Source organism: Brevundimonas sp. CURTG3B2_SDJG (assembly GCF_057364705.1).
The window spans coordinates 1-15,667 of sequence record NZ_JBNFOJ010000037.1; the positions used below are offsets into that span (position 1 = coordinate 1).

Annotated in this window: 14 protein-coding genes and 2 pseudogenes; 4 read left to right on the forward strand and 12 right to left on the reverse strand. The window is 70.6% G+C overall.

The features are described 5' to 3' along the window. The 3 genes from AC2W7C_RS03985 to AC2W7C_RS03995 all read right to left on the reverse strand — a co-directional run. On the reverse strand, nucleotides 1-1,100 hold a 1,100-nt coding region (locus AC2W7C_RS03985; RefSeq protein ID WP_486000281.1), incomplete at its 3' end, for a 3-deoxy-D-manno-octulosonic acid transferase. Beyond that, the gene (locus AC2W7C_RS03990) at nucleotides 1,101-1,787 is read right to left on the reverse strand and encodes a lysophospholipid acyltransferase family protein (RefSeq protein WP_486000282.1); all 687 of its coding nucleotides are present in this window, start codon (nucleotides 1,785-1,787) and stop codon (nucleotides 1,101-1,103) included. A 148-nt stretch (nucleotides 1,788-1,935) separates the two neighbouring features. Further along, nucleotides 1,936-3,771 (reverse strand): ABC transporter ATP-binding protein, encoded by a 1,836-nt coding sequence (locus AC2W7C_RS03995; RefSeq protein ID WP_486000283.1) that lies wholly within the window; start codon nucleotides 3,769-3,771, stop codon nucleotides 1,936-1,938. Between the two features lie 177 nt (nucleotides 3,772-3,948). On the opposite strand from AC2W7C_RS03995, the gene AC2W7C_RS04000 reads away from it, so the two are divergent. Further along, nucleotides 3,949-5,607 carry an alkaline phosphatase family protein gene (locus AC2W7C_RS04000; RefSeq protein WP_486000284.1) on the forward strand — a complete coding sequence of 553 codons (1,659 nt, stop codon included), beginning with the start codon at nucleotides 3,949-3,951 and terminating at the stop codon, nucleotides 5,605-5,607. Nucleotides 5,608-5,708: 101 nt separating this feature from the next. Beyond that, nucleotides 5,709-6,329: a DJ-1/PfpI family protein gene (locus AC2W7C_RS04005; protein ID WP_486000285.1), complete on the forward strand. Its 621-nt coding sequence runs from the start codon at nucleotides 5,709-5,711 to the stop codon at nucleotides 6,327-6,329. On the opposite strand, the gene AC2W7C_RS04010 is transcribed toward AC2W7C_RS04005, so the two are convergent. Then, nucleotides 6,301-7,179, reverse strand: a complete 879-nt coding sequence (locus tag AC2W7C_RS04010; RefSeq protein ID WP_486000286.1) for a bile acid:sodium symporter family protein — start codon at nucleotides 7,177-7,179, stop codon at nucleotides 6,301-6,303. The two genes, AC2W7C_RS04005 and AC2W7C_RS04010, sit on opposite strands and share 29 nt — an antisense overlap. Before the next feature lie 134 nt (nucleotides 7,180-7,313). Between AC2W7C_RS04010 and AC2W7C_RS04015 the strand changes: the two genes are divergently transcribed. Beyond that, nucleotides 7,314-8,021 carry a hypothetical protein gene (locus AC2W7C_RS04015; RefSeq protein WP_486000287.1) on the forward strand — a complete coding sequence of 236 codons (708 nt, stop codon included), beginning with the start codon at nucleotides 7,314-7,316 and terminating at the stop codon, nucleotides 8,019-8,021. A gap of 31 nt (nucleotides 8,022-8,052) precedes the next feature. Further along, the gene (locus tag AC2W7C_RS04020; protein WP_486000288.1) at nucleotides 8,053-8,718 is read left to right on the forward strand and encodes a fused DSP-PTPase phosphatase/NAD kinase-like protein; all 666 of its coding nucleotides are present in this window, start codon (nucleotides 8,053-8,055) and stop codon (nucleotides 8,716-8,718) included. On the opposite strand, the gene AC2W7C_RS04025 is transcribed toward AC2W7C_RS04020, so the two are convergent. From AC2W7C_RS04025 to AC2W7C_RS04060, 8 genes and pseudogenes are all read right to left on the reverse strand, one after another. Then, the gene (locus AC2W7C_RS04025; RefSeq protein WP_486000289.1) at nucleotides 8,719-8,907 is read right to left on the reverse strand and encodes a hypothetical protein; all 189 of its coding nucleotides are present in this window, start codon (nucleotides 8,905-8,907) and stop codon (nucleotides 8,719-8,721) included. Nucleotides 8,908-9,136: 229 nt separating this feature from the next. After that, a complete protein-coding gene (locus tag AC2W7C_RS04030; RefSeq protein ID WP_486000290.1) occupies nucleotides 9,137-9,385 on the reverse strand; it encodes a DUF4170 domain-containing protein in 249 nt (82 codons plus the stop codon). 20 nt (nucleotides 9,386-9,405) lie between these two features. Next, nucleotides 9,406-10,204: pseudogene (locus AC2W7C_RS04035) on the reverse strand (3'(2'),5'-bisphosphate nucleotidase CysQ). Then, nucleotides 10,201-11,555: pseudogene (locus AC2W7C_RS04040) on the reverse strand (TldD/PmbA family protein). The pseudogenes AC2W7C_RS04035 and AC2W7C_RS04040 overlap by 4 nt, the downstream one beginning before the upstream one ends. A gap of 264 nt (nucleotides 11,556-11,819) precedes the next feature. Next, nucleotides 11,820-12,233: an MAPEG family protein gene (locus AC2W7C_RS04045; protein ID WP_486000291.1), complete on the reverse strand. Its 414-nt coding sequence runs from the start codon at nucleotides 12,231-12,233 to the stop codon at nucleotides 11,820-11,822. 2 nt (nucleotides 12,234-12,235) lie between these two features. Continuing rightward, nucleotides 12,236-14,074: a M14 family metallopeptidase gene (locus tag AC2W7C_RS04050; RefSeq protein WP_486000292.1), complete on the reverse strand. Its 1,839-nt coding sequence runs from the start codon at nucleotides 14,072-14,074 to the stop codon at nucleotides 12,236-12,238. 60 nt (nucleotides 14,075-14,134) lie between these two features. Then, nucleotides 14,135-14,758, reverse strand: a complete 624-nt coding sequence (locus AC2W7C_RS04055) for a hypothetical protein (protein ID WP_486000293.1) — start codon at nucleotides 14,756-14,758, stop codon at nucleotides 14,135-14,137. A 34-nt stretch (nucleotides 14,759-14,792) separates the two neighbouring features. Continuing rightward, nucleotides 14,793-15,425: a hypothetical protein gene (locus AC2W7C_RS04060; protein ID WP_486000294.1), complete on the reverse strand. Its 633-nt coding sequence runs from the start codon at nucleotides 15,423-15,425 to the stop codon at nucleotides 14,793-14,795. Nucleotides 15,426-15,667 lie beyond the last annotated feature (242 nt).

The following is a 15,667-nucleotide window of genomic DNA, read 5'->3' on the forward strand; positions in this document are numbered from 1 at the left end:
CCCGGACCAGGGCGTCGGCGACGGCGGCCCAGTTGGTCATGTCGGGGCCGGTGACGGCGGGCTTGCCCAGGCGGGCGGGCTCCAGCGGGTTGTGGCCGCCGACGGGCGGCTTTTTCCAGCGCGGCCGAGAAGCTGCCGCCCATGACCACGACGTCGGCCAGACGCAGGAACAGGCCCATCTCGCCCAGGGTGTCGGCCAGGTAGAGGTCGGACTCGCGGTCGGGCTCCTGACCGAGGGAGCGCTGGGCGAAGCGATAGCCGTCGCGGGTCAGGGCGGCGGCGACGGCGGCGCTGCGCTCGGGATGGCGGGGCACCAGGATCAGGCAAAGGCGGTCGGCCAGCTTGTCCAGCGCGCGGACCAGGGCGATCTCCTCGCCGTCGTGGGTCGAGGCGGCGACGACCACGGGTCGGTCGCCGATGGCGGCGCTGAGGCGGGTGAAGGCGGCCGGGTCGTGAGGCGGGGCTCCCCCGGCCAGCTTGAGGTTCACATGGCCGTCGATGCGCGCGCCCAGGGCCTCCAGGCGGGCGGCGGAGGCTTCATCCTGGGGCAGGACGCGGTCGAAGGCGGCGAGGATGCGGCGCGCGGCGCCCGGGAAGCGACGCCAGCCGTCGGCGGTCTTCTGGGTGATGCGGGCGCTAGCCAGGACCAGCTTCACCCCGCGCTTCTGCGCGCCGAGAATCAGGTTGGGCCACAGCTCGCTTTCGACGAAGACGGCGGCGGACGGACGCCAATGGTCCAGGAAGGCGGCGACCGCGCCGGGCGCGTCGACGGGGGCGAACTGATGGATGACCCCGTCGGGCAGGCGGCGCGTCAGAAGGGCGGCCGAGGTCACCGTGCCCGAGGTGACGAGGACGGTCAGGTCCGGACGCACGGCGCGCAGGCGCTCGACGACCGGCAGCAGGGACAGGGTCTCCCCGACGCTGACGCCGTGCAGCCAGACCAGGTCGCCGTCGGGGCGGCGGAGGCGCGTCAGGCCCAGGCGCTCGTCGACGCGGACCGGATCCTCCTTGCCTTTCCTGGCGCGGGCGTCGAGCAGGCGCGGCGCCAAGGGCTCGAGCAGGCGGGTCAGCAGGCGGTAGGCGATGAGGGCGGGGCTCACCTAGAGGCGCTCCAGACCGGAGAGGGCGTCAGCGCGCGCTTCCACGGCGGTCAGACGCTCGGTCCAGGCCGCGGTCACCTCGGCGAGCTCGGCGTCCTTGGGGTAGTCGGCGCGGTCCCAGACGATGGCGCCCTTGCCGAAGGGCAGGGGCAGGACGGCGCGGTCCCAGCTGTTCAGGCGGATCGCCGGGTTGCAAGACATGCCGATGAAGAGCACGGGCGCGCCGGACAGCTTGGCCATCAAGGGAAGACCCTCCGCCATCTGACGCATGGGGCCGCGGGGGCCGTCGGGGGTGATGGCCAGACCGCCGTCCCTGAGCTGGCGCAGGCCGTCGCGAAGAGCCTGGCTGCCGCCCTTGGCGCGGTCGGCCTTGTCCTTGTTGGCGGAGGAGCCGCGCACGGCGGGGAAGCCTTGGCGGGCGACGGCCTTGGCGATGAACTCTCCGTCGGCGCTGAGCGAGATCAGGGCCTTGGCGGGGGTGGCGCGGTCCAGCGGCCAGCAGGCGGGCGACAGGCCGATGCGCGAATGCCAGAAGACGGCGAGGACGCCGCCGCCCTGTTTCCAGACGTCCTCGGCGACGTGCTGGTTCTCGTGCGTCCAGCGGATGGTGGCGAAGCAGAAGCGCATCCATTGAGCGAGGATCCAGGCGAGGACCGCCTGGACGACGGGGTTGCGGAGGGGCCTCATTGCGTGAATCCGGGCGCCACAGGCACTTCCGTCATCCTCGGGCTTGTCCCGAGGATCCATCGTTCAGCACCACGAACGGCCGCCGTTTGCGCTCCCGAGACATGGATCCTCGGGACAAGCCCGAGGATGACGGTGAAAGGGAGACCCATCAGCTCACCGCCGCGACCGTGTCGCCGTCCAGCGACTGCTGCCGCGCCAGCCGGGCGTAGAGGCCGCCCTTCTTGACCAGGGCGGCGTGCGAGCCCTGTTCGACCACCCGGCCGGCCTCGACGACATAGATGCGGTCGGCGTTGCGGACGGTGGACAGGCGGTGGGCGATCATCAGGGTCGCACGACCCTGCATGAGGCGCTCCAGGGCGGCCTGGACCAGGGCCTCGCTCTCGGTGTCGAGGGCGGAGGTGGCTTCGTCCAGCAGCAGGATGGGAGCGTCCTTCAGGAAGGCGCGGGCGATGGCGATGCGCTGGCGCTGGCCGCCGGACAGGCGCAGGCCGGCCTCGCCCGCGCGGGTCTGGTACCCCTCGGGCAGGGCCGAGATGAACTCATGGGCGGCGGCGGACGCCGCGGCGGCCTCGATCTCCGCCTGGGAGGCGCCCGGGCGGCCGTAGGCGATGTTGGCGGCGATGGTGTCGTCGAACAGGAAGGGCTCCTGGGTGACCAGGGCGATCCTGGAGCGGAGGTCGTGGAGCTTCAGTTCGCGGACGTCGCGGCCGTTGACGGTCACCGCGCCCGAGGTGACGTCGTAGAAGCGGGGCAGCAGGCTGAGGATGGTCGACTTGCCGCCGCCGGAGGGGCCGACCAGGGCGACGGTCTCGCCGGGCTGCACGACGATGGAGACGTCCGACAGGGTCGGGGCGCCGCCCTGGGCCGCCGGGGCGTAGGCGAAGCTGACGTGGTCGAAGGCGACCGTGACGGGCCCGGTCTCCAGAGGGGCGGCGTCGGGGGCCTCGCGGATCTCGGGCTCGATGTCCAGGGAGGCGAACAGGCGCCGCGCCGCGGTCAGGCCCTCGGCCATGACGGTCTGCAGGTTGGTGACCTGGCGCAGCGATTGGCCGGCGGCCATCAGCAGGCCGATGTAGGCGGCGAACGAGCCGACGCTCATCTGGCCGTCGCGCGCCTGCCAGCCGGCGTAGGCCATGACGGCGGCGACCACGACCATGGCGACCAGGTTGGAGAATGGGCCGGCGAAGGCGCGGGAATCGGCGGACTTGATCACGTGGCGCTGGCGGCGGGCGACGACCTCTCCGACGCGGGCCTCCTCGGCCGCCTCGCGGTTCTCGATCTTGATCAGGCGGACGCCGTCCAGGTTCTCCATTAGGGCGGTGGAGAGGTTGGAGGTCTCGACCATGGCGCCGGTGGTGGCCTTGCGCATCCTCTTGCCGAAGCGGCGCAGGACGTAGGCGATGACTGGCGCGCCCAGGAAGACGATGGCCGTCAGCCGCCAGTCGGTCCAGGTCATGTAGCCGAGGACCGCGATCAGGGTCAGGGCGTGCTGGGTGTAGTTGACCACCCCATTGGTGAAGGCCTCGCGTACCAGGTTGGCGTCGAACAGGACCGACGAGACGAAGCCGCCGGAATGCTGGCTGCGCAGGCGCGCCAGGTCGGCGCGGATCATCGAGCCGAACAGCTTGACCTGGATGTCGCCGACGATGCCGTGGCCCAGCCGATTGACCAGGGCGGCCTGGCCGAGCGCGGCGGCGGTCCAGATCACGCCGGCGCCGACGATGATCAGCGGAATCCAGGTCAGGGCCCGGCCGGGCGGGACGGTGAACAGGCCCCAGATGGTCACCGGCTTGCTGAGGAACAGGCCGTCGATGGCCGGCTCGAGAAGCTGAAGCACGGTGGCGGCCATGACGCCGACGATCGCCGCGCACAGGACTGACAGGAAGAGCGGCGTCCGGTGGTGCGAGAGATAGTCGCGCCAGATGCGGGCCAGCAGCGGGCGAAGCGGCTCCTTCTCGTCGGCGGCGGGGGCGGGCGTCGTCATCGGTCCGAGGTCGGACGGCTGCGGGGGGAAGTCAAGCGCGGTGACGCCGGGGCCCTTCGGTCTCGTGATTTGACGCCGGGATCGGGCCCGGCCTAGAGGCGCTGAAGACGAAGCTGGGCCGCAGGATCCGCGGCCCTCGTCGCAACCGTAACGACGCCGTCCAGGGGCAGGTGTGAGATGTCGAAGATCGCGGCGCGGATGGCGTTCGGCCTGCTGCTGGCGGGAACCCTGGCGGCGCCGGCGCTCGCCGCGCCCCGACGGGAGTCGGCTCCGCCCCTGGTGGTCACCGTCGTGATCGACCAGTTCAGCGCCAATCTGTTCAACCAGTACCGGCCGCAGTTCACCGGCGGGCTGGCCGTGCTGGCCCGCGAGGGGCGGGTGCATATCAACGGCTTCCAGCAGCACGGCCTGACCGAGACCTGCCCAGGCCACTCGACGATCCTGACGGGTCGCAATCCGTCGAGCACCGGCATCCCGGCCAACGACTGGGTCGATCCGGCGACGGGGCGCGAGGTGTACTGCCTGGCCGCGCCGGAGAACCACCTGGCGCATGGAGACGACACGTCGGACAACGGGCCGGTCGGACCGGATCAGATGGCCGCCTCGACCCTGGGCGACTGGCTGAAGGCGGCCAACCCCGAGAGCCGGGTCTATGCGGTGTCGGGCAAGGACCGGGGCGCGATCACCCTGAACGGCCACGCGGGCGACGGCGCCTATTGGTTCACGGAAGGGTTCGGGTTCACCACCTATCTGGAGCCCGGTCAGGACGCGGAGGCGCGGCTTCAGCCGGTGGCGGCGCTGAACGCGCGGCTGGCCGAGCGCCTGCGGGCGGCGCCGACCTGGACCTATCAGCACGACCAGTGCCGGCGGCTGGAGGGCGACTGGACCATCAACGGCGGCGCCTTCCATTCCGCCCTGCCGCCGCAGACGCTGGAGTTCGACGTCTCGCCCCTGCTGGACGAGGTCACGCTGGAGGCGGCGGCGGCGCTGCTGGAGGGGCAGCGGCTGGGCCGGCGCGGCGTCACCGACATGCTGGGCGTCAGCCTGTCGGGCACGGACCGGATCGGCCACGCCTACGGCACCCAGGGGCCGGAGATGTGCGAGCAGATGCTGCGGCTGGATACCGCGCTGGGAGCCTTCCTGCGGCGCCTGCCGGAAGGGACGCTGGTGGTGATGACCGCGGACCATGGCGGATCGGACTTCGTCGAGCGTCTGGCCGTTCGGGGCTATCCGCACGCGCATCGCCTGAACGTCCAGCGGATGGCCGCCGTCAACGCCGCCCTGCGCGAGCGTTTCGGGCTGGACTACAATCCGATGACGTCGGGCGGCAGCGGCATGATGATCGGCGACAAGGACCACAAGGCGCTGCCCGAGCCGTTGCGCACCCAGATCCTGAACGCCGCCGTCGAGGCGCTGAGGACCAATCCGGACGTGGCCTTCGCCGAGAGCCGCGACGTGCTGCTGGCCGAACCCCTCCCGCCGGCCGACCTGACCCCAGACCTGATGACGCTGCGCCAGCGGATGCGGCTGTCGACCGTCGCGGAGCGGTCGCCGGACATCATCCTGGCCCTGGCCGAGAACGTGGTCGGCGGCGGGCGCGTGGGCGGGACCATCTCGAGCCACGGGACGCCCTGGGACTACGACCGGCGCGTGCCGATCGTCTTCTGGCGACCGGGCATGGAGGGGCAGGAGCGGTTCCTGCCGATCCGGACCATCGATATCGCGCCCACCCTGGCCCATGCGATCGGCGTGACGGCGCCGGCCGAGGTCGAGGGCCGCTGCATCGACCTGAATCTGGACGGCGTGGGCGCCTGCCCCGTGCAGCCGGGACGGTAGGCCGCGGCGGCGCCGCGTCTGCACCGGAACTCCACATGACGGGCGCGCGTCCGCGGGGCAGGCTGGGCCGGTGACGTCGTCCGTCCCCGAAGGAGCCCGCCGTGCAGATCGCCATCCTCACCTTCGACGGCTTCAACGAGCTGGACTCGTTCATCGCCGCCGGGATCCTGAACCGGATGCGGGGCCAGGGCTGGCGGGCGCACCTCGCCTGTCCGACGCCCGAGGTCACGTCGATGAACGGGGTGACGATCCAGCGGCAGAAGCCGCTGGAGTTCGCCGCCGAGGCCGACGCCGTGCTGATCGGCAGCGGGATCCGGACGCGGGAGTTCGCCGCCGATGCGGACCTGCTGTCGCGGATCGCGCTAGACCCGGGCCGGCAGCTGGTCGGGGCGCAGTGCTCGGGGACGCTGATGCTGGCGAAGCTGGGCCTAGTCGGCGATCTGCCGGCCTGCACCGACGTGACGACCAAGCCCTGGGTCGTGGAGGCGGGGGTGAACGTCATCGACGCCCCCTTCGTCGCGCATGGCAACGTGGCCACGGCCGGCGGCTGCCTGGCCTCCCAGTACCTGGCGGCGTGGACGATCGCCCGCCTGGCCGGCCTTCCCGACGCGGAGGAAGCGATCCGCTACGTCGCGCCGGTGGGCGAGAAGGAGGCATGGGTCGAGCGGGCGCTGGCGGTGGTGACGCCCTTCCTCACGCCGACGCAGCCGCTGGCGGCCTAGGCCCCTTGCGGGTGATCGCCAGACCGAACAGGGCGGCGATGGGGAACATCAGGACGCCGTAGATGGCGGCGGGCAGCGACATCTCGGCGTTGTGCAGCACCGAGGTGGCGATGACGATCGCCAGGGTGCCGTTGTGCAGGCCGACCTCGAAGGCGCTTGCGATCGACTGGGGCCGGTCGATCTTCAGCAGGCGCGGCACCAGGAAGCCTAGCCCCAGGCTGAGCAGGCAGAAGGTCACGGTGATCCCGGCCAGGCTGAGGAAATCGTCGGCGAGGACGGAGAAGTTGGAGATGACCGCCGCGGCGATGATCAGGGTCAGGAAGACCACCGAGGCGATCCGCACCGTGCGGTCCATCGCGTGGGCGAAGCCGGGCTTCCAGCGCCGCACCAGCATGCCCAGGGCGACCGGGACCAGGACGATCAGGAAGACCTCGATCGTCTTCTTCAGCTGCAGGCCGACCGCCTCTCCGCCCGGCTGAAAGTAGGCCATGGACAGGTTGACGATGATCGGCAAGGTGAAGACGGCGATGATCGAGTTGATCGCGGTCAGGCTGATGTTCAGCGCCACGTCGCCCCGGAACAGGTGGCTGTAGAGATTGGCGGTCGTGCCGCCCGGCGAGGCCGCCAGCAGCATCATGCCGATGGCCAGCAGCGGCGGCAGCCGGAACAGCAGCACCAGGCCGAAGCAGACCAGCGGCAGGAGCAGCAGCTGGCAGGCCAGGGCGACGGTGACCGCCTTGGGCCGGCGGCCGACGCGGACGAAGTCCTCGGTCGTCAGATGCAGGCCCAGGCCGAACATGATGACGCCCAGGGCGATGGGCAGGCCGATGACGACCAGCGGTGAATCCATGGCGACCTACTCCCCTTGGGCGCGCACCCCGGCGCCCGTTCCTCGAACCGTTTCATGTCACGCCCGGCGCGACAAGGCGGCGGATTGACCACGCGATCCTTGTCGGCTCTCTCGCCTGCGCATACCGTCGGTCCATGAGCCGCGGCGGATGGATCCTGGCGACGACGATGCTGGCCCTGGCGGCCGGCTGCGCCACGAGCGACGCCCCCGATCAGGCCGGGCGCAGAGGCCAGGTGCTGCTGATGCGGGCGTTCGATCCCGAACGGACCTTCGCCGGCGATCTGATCCCGAGTTCGGACGACGCGATGATCCTGACGGCCTTCGCCAGCAATCGCGACGACTACGCGCCCGCTTACAGCCTGGCGATCGTCTATCGCTGCCGGGCTCCCGCCGGGTCGGATCTGGCCCGTTGCGCCTACACCGCGCGGATGCTGCGGGTCGGGCCTCCGGGGGAGGACCAGATCGACAGGAGTTTTGGTCTGGTCGCGGCCGCCCGCTCGGTCTCCGACGCCGCCGGGATGGCGGACGTGCTGGACGGCTCGGACCTGCAGTGGCTGGAGGCCGACGTCGGCGCCTGCGAAGGGGCGGTCGCCGCGATGGAGGCGGTGCGGCTGGCCGACTGGCGGCCGGACATCCACTACGGGCTGCAGCCGATCGAAGAGCGCGAGGCGATCCTGCATCCGGCGCTGGTCCGAATCCGGATGACAGGCTCCTACACGACCAGCCGGTATCAGGGCTGGGTGATGGCCGACGGCGCGCCGGCGGCGCTGCGCGGGCTCGTCGAGACGCTGGAGCCTTGCTGGAGCGCCTCGGAGGCGACGAGGCCCTGGGAGAGGCGGTGACGCGGCCGGTCCGAACCGCTATCTCGGGCCGATGCCTCGCTACGACCTCTCCACCGCCGGCGGCCGATTCAGGGCGCGGTGGGACTATGTCTGGAAGGACCACGCCTTCCTGAGGCGGTGGTTCATGAACGCCCACTGGCTGGGACCGGACCTGGTGCGGACCAACCAGCCGTCGCCGCGGCAGCTGGCGTACTGGAAGACCCAGGGGATCAAGACGGTGATCAACCTGCGCGGGGCGCGGGACGAGGCCTATTACGCGCTGGAGAAGGACGCCTGCGAACGGCTGGGGCTGACGCTGATCGACGCGCCGCTGGACAGCCGCGATCCGCCGCAGAGGGACCGCATCCACCGGGCGCGCGAGCTGTTCCGGACGGTCGAGTATCCGGTGCTGATCCACTGCAAGTCCGGAGCGGACCGGGCGGGGATGATGGCGGTGCTGTACCGGCATTTCCACCTGGGCGAGCCGATCTCCGAGGCGATCAAGCAGCTGGACAAGAAATACCTGCACCACCGCGAGGGCCTGACCGGGGTGCTGGACTACACGCTGGAGAAATACCTGAAGGAAGTCGAGCCGACCGGCGTCAGCTTCACCGACTGGGTGGACAGCGACGCCTACGACCCCAAGGCGATCCGCGACGAGTTCAAGGCGCAGTGGTGGGGCACCCTGCTGACCGAGACGCTGCTCAGGCGGGAGTAGCTACGGCCGGGACGTGGAATCCGGCGTGGTCTCGCGGCCGGCGGGGGCGCCGGGGGTCACCGGGTCGTTCCAGGCGGTGTCGGATTCGCCTGGCGCGTTGGCCGAGGCGTTCGGCTTGCGGCGTGTGGCCCAGGCCACGATGCCGACGCCGAGCGCCAGCAGGGCCAGGACGATCAGGGTCGGGGTCATGGTCGGGTCCCTCCGTCGACGCGGCTGTCTCGAAGGAAGCGTTTCACCGGCGGTGAAGGTTCCGTCCAGGGGATCGACGCATACCTTCCGTCATTCCCGGCCGTGTGCCGGGACTCCAGGATCTCGATCGGTCGAGAGGTGCGCCATCATCGTCGGATGAGAGCATGGATGGCCGGGACAAGCCCGGCCATGACGAAGAGGGGAGGAGCCAAGCCTCGGAGATCGATGCTCAGTGATCGGCGGCGTCGCCGCGCGGGTCGATCATCCGGTGCGCGTGCAGGATGAAGTAGCGCATGTGGGCGTTGTCGACGGTGGCCTGGGCCTTGGCCTTCCAGGCCTTGCGGGCTTCCTCGTAGTTGGGGAAGGCGCCGACGAACTCGACCTTGGAGAGGTCACGGAAGACGGGCTTGTCCAGGTGGCGGAGTTCGCCGCCGATGACGAGGTGGAGCAGCTGGGGCGTTTCGGTTTCGGCGGTCATGGGGCGTCCCGAGGGAGGTTTCAGCGCGGCGCGAGCGGAATAGGCGCAGTCCGCCGAACGATCAACGGGTGAAGCGCCGGCGCGCTGCAGATCAGGCTGTTCTGCCGCGGATCGGCCTGGTTGAAACGCCACTCGCCGCCATGGTGGTCGCTGACCCGGGCTCCGGCCTCCTGGGCGATCAGGGCGCCGGCGCAGACGTCCCAGTCCCATTTGGGGGTCAGGGCGATGGCGGCGTCGAAGGCGCCGGCGGCGACCAGGGCCATGCGGTAGGCGATGGCGTTGCGTTTTTCGAAGCGCATGGCCGGCCAGGGCTCCGGCCACTGCGGGCCTTCCATCAGGCGGGCGTCGGCGAGGACCGAGGCGTCGTCCAGGTCGGTGGAATCCGAGGCCGAGATCGGACGGCCGTTCAGCGCGGCGCCGGCCCCAAGCACGGCGGTGAAGGTCTCGCCCAGGGCCGGGGCGTGGATGACGGCGGCGACGGCGCGGCCGTCCTCGACCACGGCGATGGGAATGCACCACCATGGCTTGCCCTTCATGTAGGCGACGGTGCCGTCGATGGGGTCGACCACGAAGATGCGCCGTTTCGACAGGCGTTCCGCGTTGTCGACGGTTTCCTCGGACAGCCAGCCGTAGTCGGGCCGGGCGCCCAGCAGCGCCTGGCGCAGCGCCGTGTCGACGGCCAGGTCGGCGGAGGTGACCGGGGAGCCGCCGGACTTGGACCAGATCTTCAGGCCGGCGTCGCGCGTCGGACAGGGCCAGGTCGCCGGCGGCCAGGGCGGCGGCGCGGATCAGGTCGAGATCGTCGGCGTAGGCGTTCATTTGCCCGCGATGGCGACGGCGTCGAACAGCAGCGACGGGCTGTTGAACCGGCCGCGGAACTCCAGGTCGGAGCCCCGCACCATGCGGGCCCAGAGGTCCTTGAGGTTGCCGGCGACGGTGATCTCGCTGACCGGATAGGCCACGGCGCCGTTCTCGAACCAGAAGCCGGAGACCCCGGCGGACCAGTCGCCGGTGTTGCCGTTCAGCGAGGGGCCGAACATCGAGGTGATCAGAAGGCCGGTCCCCGACTGAGCCATAAGCCCGTCCAGGTCGGCGTCGCCGGGCTCCAGGTGCAGATTGTGGGTCGAGACCCCCGGCGGGCCGGCCAGGCCGCGCGAGGCGTGGCCGGTCGAGGCCAGGCCCAGCTGGGCGGCGGAGGCGCTGTTCAGCAGCCATGTGGTCAGGACGCCGTCCTGGACGATGGCCTGACGGGTCACGGCGACGCCTTCGTCGTCGAAGGGCGTCGAGCCCAGGCCGCGGGGGCGGAAGGGGTCGTCGATCAGGTCGACGCCCGCCGGCAGGACCGGCTGGCCCAGGCGATCCTTCAGGAAGGAGGAGCCGCGGGCGATGGACGGGCCCGAGATGGCGCCCAGCAGCGGGGACAGGACCTGGGCCGCGACGCGGTTCTCGAAGATGACCGGGGCGGTGGTCGAGGCGATCTTGCGTGGGCCGGTGCGGGCGACGGCGCGGCGGCCGGCGAAATCGCCGATGTCGCGAGCCGAGGGAAGGTCGGACAGGTGACGCAGGGTGCGGTGCTCGCCGCCGCGCTCCATGGCGCCGTCCTTCTCGGCGATGACGCCGACGCCGAGCGAGAAGGTGGAGCCGTGATACTCGCCCTCGAAGCCGTGGGAGGTGACCAGGCGCCAGCGGCTGGAGCCGGCCGAGGCGTGGCCGCCTTCGGACTTGGCGACGCCCGGGATCGCGAGCGCGGCGGCCTCGGTCTCGGCGGCGGCGGCCTGGAGTTCGGCGGCGTCGCGTTCGGACGGATCGAACAGGTCCAGGTCGGGGAAAGGGCCCTGAGCCAGGCGGTCGGAGGGGGCGAGGCCGGCGTAGGGATCCTCGGGCGCAGACGGGCCATGGCGACGGCGCGCTCGACCAGGCGGGCGCGGGTCGTCTCGGACAGGTCCGAGGCGGAGACCGTCGCCTGGCGCCGGCCGATGAAGACCCGCAGGCCGAGATCGCGGCTTTCCTCGCGCTCGACGTCCTCCAGCGCGCCGTTGCGGACGCCGACAGACAGGGAGGCGCGTTCGGAGGAAACCGCTTCCGCGGCGTCGGCGCCGGCCTTCAGCGCGGCGGCGACCAGGTCGGGCAGGATGTCGGGGGAGACGGCGGCGTCACGCGGGGAGGTCATGCCCCGATATGGCCGGGCCTCCCCGCCGGTGCAACAGGCCTTGGGTCTGGGGCTCGGCGACTTCTTTTCTTCGTCATCCTCGGGCTTGTCCCGAGGATCCATCGTGGAGTGATCTTGACCCGTTTCCCGGGTGGCGCATCCTGATCGATCAAACCTCGCCCGTTCGCGGAACGGATGAATGGATCCTCGAGACAAGTCCGAGGATGACGGAGTATAAATTTAGGAAGAACAGAAGACTATGGTCTGCTCTCGGACGAATGGGCCTTAGACGAGGCCCAGGAGCGGGCAGGCGATGAGCATGCCGGCGGCCGCGAGCAGAGGCAGCCAGGTCAGGGCCATGCCGACGACGCGCGCGGGCGGCGGCGCCTTGCCGAAGGCGAGGCCGAGCGGATGGATGATCCGGCCCAGGAAGAAGGCGGCGCCGATCGCGTGGATCGCCCACGGCGCCCAGCCGGTCAGCGCCAGGAGGATCAGGGCGCCGATGGCGAGGGGCGTGTATTCGGCGGCGTTGGAGAAGCCCCGGGAAGCGACGATCATCTGCTCGTTGCCGCCGTCGCCGAGGATGACCTTGTGCCGACGGCGATGCACGACCACCCGGATCGACAGGACCACCAGCACCAGGATCAGCAGGCCGCTCCAGAGGCCGGCGGCCTGAACGGCGGTCATGTCGGTCGGCATGGTCAGTTCTCCCGGGCCACCGGATAGAGGCGGTAGCGGTCGTCATAGAACGGGGTTCGTTCGTAGAACCACTGCAGACGCGCGTCGCCGTCGGCGGCGAAGGCGGGCTCGGCGGCCAGCCTGGCCTCGAACTCGGCCTTCAGCGCCGGGTCGGCGGCCATCATGCGCTCGGCCAGAGGCGCGATGGCGTAGCCCTCGATGTATTCGACGCGGCTGAGCACCTCGGGGAACATGCCCCAGGCGAAGAAGCTCTCGGACGACTGCGGCTCCAGCAGCAGGACGACGATGTCGCCCAGCGGCTGATCGGTGGGGACGCGGACCGAGCCGGTGGGGAAGGTCCAGTCGCGGCGTTCGGGCGTGACGCCCGACACGGTGGCCTGGACGTGGCCCTCGTTGGCGCGGGTGGCCAGCTTCGGCTCGTTCAGGCGCAGCATCTCGACGGAAACCGTGCGCGGGGCCTGAAGCGTCTCCATCGTCACGCCGTGGACGCGCAGGCGCTCGATGATGTCGGCGCGATACGAGGGCACCCAGTAGGCCTCGGGCCGGCGCAGCGTCAGGGTCGGGTGCGAGGTGTAGAAGGGCAGCTGCCAGAGGATCGGATCGGGCTGGCCCAGCCAGCGGATCTCCTGACGGCCCGAGGCGGGGCTGTCATAGGTCTCGTAGGCGATGCCCTTGAAGGCGCGGGTGACGGTCGGCTGGTCGTTCTGGACGAAGTTGGCCGGGATCTCGGCCGGTCGCAGGGCGCTGTCGGCGGCGATGGCGGCGCGCAGGTCGCGGCCCTGCTCGGCCAGTAGGCGCAGGGCCTGTTCGATGAAGACATAGGTCCCCAGCACGCGCTGCTCGTGCGGCTTGAGGCTGTGGTTCTCGATCAGGATGGTCGGGACGTGAGCGGCCGAGCCCCAGCCATTGGAGAAGCGCTCGCCCAGGCCGCCGTCCGACAGGCCGGCGCGCGGGTTCCGGTCGTCGATGCCGAAGACCAGTTCGCCGGGGATGTGGCCCTGGGCCTCCAGGGCGGCGTTCATGGCGGGCTTGAAGGCGCTGTCCAGCCAGGCGGCGGTGGCGGGCGAGCGGGAATAGACGCCGTCCTCGCCGTTGTAGCCGTAGGTGACGTCGTACTGGTAATCCATGCCGTCGGTGACGTGGACGTCGACATAGAGGTCGGGCCGATATTTGACGATCAGGCCGCGCACCGCCCGCATCTCGGGCTGGTCCAGCTTCAGGTAGTCGCGGTTGAGGTTCTGGTTGGTCGCGGTGTTGCGCCAGCCCTGGATGCGCGGGCCGCGCTGGTTGGGGCGGCTGTAGGCGCTGGCGCGCTCGTGGCCGTCGACCGACAGGATGGGGATCAGGATCAGGTTGACCCGGTCCAGGAGCGCGTCCTTGCCGTAGAAGGCGATGTCGCGCAGCACCATCATGCCCGCGTCCTTGCCGTCGATCTCGCCGGGGTGGATGCCGGCCTGGACCATCAGGACGGGTTTGGCCGGGTCGAAGGCGGCGCCATCCTTGGAGGCGATGACGGCGTAGAGGGGGCGGCCCTCCGGCGAGACGCCGAACTGTTCGATGCGGATCAGGTCGGAGGCCGCGTCCAGGCGGTCGAACCAGGCGCGGGTGTCGGCGTAGCTGGGCGAGAAGTCATGATCCGCGTCGGCCTCGAAGGCGGTGACCCAGGGGTCGGAGGCGTCGCGCAGCAGGGCGCGGCTGGCGCCGTCCCAAGCCGGAGCCGGCGGCAGGAAGGGCTGGTCCCACGGGGCGGCGTTGGGGACGGAGGGCGTCACGGAGGATGTCTGGGCCATGGCGGGAACTCCCAAGGAAAGCAGGGCGAGGGCGGCGAACAGCGGGCGCATGGGACCTCTGAAAGCGAAGGGCGCCACAGGTAGCGCCAAACCGGGCGGCGGCAAATGGCGTCAGGACCGTTCGGCGACGGCCGACGGCGGCGCCGTCATCTTTTCGGCGAGGTCCGGAACGGCCGCCGAAAGCACGGCCGAGAACAGGTAGAAGGCGATGTGGATCCCGGTCAGGAGGGCGAAGACCGTCTTGTTGCGGAGGAAGGCCGCCGGCACGACCAGGCTCATGTAGACCACGAGCCCGAAGCCGTAGTTGGCCACCAGCATCTCCCCGCCCGGCTTGCCGAGCATGATGGGGGTGGCGACCAGGAGGGCCAGGACATTGGCCACGGTGGTCAGCAGCAGCACTACCTTCCGGTTGGCCCAGAAATGGTCGTCCAGCGACAGGCCGTCCTCGATCTGGTGCGGGAAGACCAGCGACGCCGCGACGAAATAGACGACGGCCACCACCAGGCTGGCGACCAGCAGGCCGTAGCTGAACGGCACGTCGCGGAAGATGGTCCAGGCGAAGTCCCAGAAGGCGGCGACGTCCAGCGCGACGAAGCTGGCCAAGAGCGGGGTCAGCCAGCCGATGCGGATCTTGCGGCGATGCTGGATCGCCGTGGCGGCGCCGGTGGCGATGACCGCCAGCGAGAGACCCAGCAGCAGGCCGTAGAAGCTGAAGAAGAACTCGAAGGCGCTCACGGTCGTTCTCGGATTTTTGGGTCAGGGGGGCGGCCTATTCGCCGCCGGCCGCGCTGGGCGCGGTCAGGGACCACCCGCCCGCCCGGACCAGGGCGTGGGCGGAGCGGGTGATGGTGAAGCCGTGATAGGCGACCAGCACGATCAGGGCGGCGATCACCACCTTCCGGGACGGCGCGAAGGCGGCGATCGAGGTTCCGACCGTGAACAGCATGAGCCCGATCCAGAAGATCGGCGGCAGCTTCAGCGTGGAGAGTTCGCCGCTGAGCGCGGTGATGGAGAAGAAGACGGCCACGATGATCAGGTTGGCGATCAGCACGCACAGGAAGACCGTGCGGCGATGCCGCCAGAAATGGTCGTCGAGGTCGGTCAGGGTCTGGTCGGTTTCGCGCGGGAAGGTCACGCTGGCGGCGACGTAGAAGACCGCGGCGACCGCCAGCCCCATCACCAGCAGCGCCATGTTGAAGGGCGCGTGCCGGAAGATGGCCCAGGCCTGGTTCCAGAACGTGACGATGTCGATGGCGACGAACACCGCCAGCAGCGGCGTCAGCCAGCCGAAGCGGATCGCCCGGCGCCGGTGCAGGACGCGGGCGAAGCCGCCGACCAGCTCGGCCACCGAAAGGCCCAGCAGCAGGCCGTAGAAGCTGAAGAAGAACTCGAACGCGCTCACGCCGGCCCCCGCCTGTGACGACTCGCACCCTAGGCGGGGAACGCGGCCACGTCATCCCGGCCGGTCGCGCCTTTTTCGAAAGTCAGCCGTGCAGGCGCGAGCGGGCGGTGGGCTGCAAGCGCAGAAGCTGGAGGGCGGCGGCGAACAGGGCCTGAAGACCGGGATCGGATCGCGCGGCGGCCAGGGCGGCGTCGGCCGCGGTCCGGTCGGGATGGACGGCCCACCAGACCAGCACGCGCTCG